The organism is Microbulbifer sp. 2205BS26-8 (assembly GCF_030731025.1).
GTDB lineage: Bacteria > Pseudomonadota > Gammaproteobacteria > Pseudomonadales > Cellvibrionaceae > Microbulbifer > Microbulbifer spongiae.
The window spans coordinates 1-1,342 of sequence record NZ_JAVAMR010000118.1 but is presented as its reverse complement, the minus strand read 5'-3'; the positions used below and the strand labels follow the sequence as shown (position 1 = coordinate 1,342).

The window sequence follows — 1,342 nt, the reverse complement described above, 5'->3', positions numbered from 1 at the left end:
GGTGTTAGACGCAAACCCAATTTATCTTTTGGTGACAAAATGGTTCGATGATTCAATTGTTTGTCAATTATTAATTCGGCAACTCTATATTGCGCAAAATACGCGGATAAACAAAGAAATTTACCGCAAATTATAGAGAAATATTACATTGCCGGATTAATTACTTTGCCTTTATCAGTATCGCCAAGTTGGTTATTGTTAATCTGTTAAAAATCTGCCCCAGACTTTTGCGAGGCTTTGACAGCCGCCGCATCGATCCCCTTCTGAATCACATCCAGTTTTAGCTGCTTGGCTTTGGGTGGAATGTCCTCAGCCATAATACGCTCGCGCCGCTTGCGCAATTCACTCAAACGGCGGCTGGCTTGATTTAGTGGACGGCGCTGGGCCAGCTTGTTGCGGTGCTCGGTAACGAACTCTGCTCTTTCTCGCCCCCCCCAAATCCTTCAAACTCGCCGCCAGTTGATTCACCTTTTTCAGACGTTCATAGAGATCGTTGACATATTGGGTGCTGTGAGGCGGCTTGGTGCCACGGTAAAAGCTCTTCAGTACAGGAATGTCCGTGGCCAGAAACTCCCCCTGATTGGGCTTGCCCTGCGCCAGGGACACCAGCATGTCTGAAGTCGATAAAATATAGGCCCCATGGTCCCCGTATAGCCCACCCAAAAGTGCTCCATCTGCTTTGGAGACCAGCCTACCACTTGGGCCAAAGACACCATGGTATCGCTGGTAAAGCTGTTGTAGCGGTCTTTGGGGAGCTTGCGCTGATCTCCCAGTGATTCAATGGGCTTGTCGAAGTGGAAATTGCGGTTGGCTTGTAGCTCTCGAATGGGGTTAACCACCTGCGGCCAAGGGCTGAATGCCAGGGTTTCCAGCAGCCGTTGGGGGCATTCATCATACCACCCGCTTCGCAGGTGGTTGCTGATTCTAGGATCCGATTGAAATATTTCTTAGATCGGCAATATTGCTATGAATAGTACAATCGTCACTACTTCTAAGGGTGACGGTTTGTTGAGCAGCTAGTGCGCTCAGTAGCAAGCTGAAATAAATGCTACCATCTCCCGTACCACTGAATGCAAAGGTGAAACTAGCGTTAGTAGAGCATGCTACTTCGCCTGATGGCACCCCGGCAATTTTAACCAATACCCTATCTTGATATTGAGGGCCAGCGTGTATTTGGCTTATTTTTCCAGAGTAATAGAACTCTGCGAAACATGTGCTAGGTAGGACAATTAATAGAAATATTAACAACGATGTTGTTTTCATTGGTATGAATTCTCAAAATTTTACTTTCGGCGACACGCTAGCTATTAGATGGGCGATGAGTGAGCCAAACAAAAAGTCA

The 1,342-nt window shown here is 47.0% G+C and carries 3 protein-coding genes; all 3 read right to left on the bottom strand.

What is annotated here, in order from left to right:
* Nucleotides 1-206 precede the first annotated feature (206 nt).
* From Q5Y71_RS16780 to Q5Y71_RS17720, 3 genes are read right to left on the bottom strand one after another with little or no spacing between them, the layout of a single operon-like run.
* A complete protein-coding gene (locus Q5Y71_RS16780; protein ID WP_306043224.1) occupies nt 207-350 on the bottom strand; it encodes a hypothetical protein in 144 nt (47 codons plus the stop codon).
* Entirely contained in the window at nt 343-606 is a 264-nt protein-coding gene (locus tag Q5Y71_RS16775; protein ID WP_306043223.1) for a hypothetical protein, read from the bottom strand. Before Q5Y71_RS16775 ends, Q5Y71_RS16780 begins: the two co-directional genes overlap by 8 nt.
* The gene (locus Q5Y71_RS17720) at nt 543-863 is read right to left on the bottom strand and encodes an LPD38 domain-containing protein (RefSeq protein ID WP_371877094.1); all 321 of its coding nucleotides are present in this window, start codon (nt 861-863) and stop codon (nt 543-545) included. Before Q5Y71_RS17720 ends, Q5Y71_RS16775 begins: the two co-directional genes overlap by 64 nt.
* Nucleotides 864-1,342: the final 479 nt, after the last annotated feature.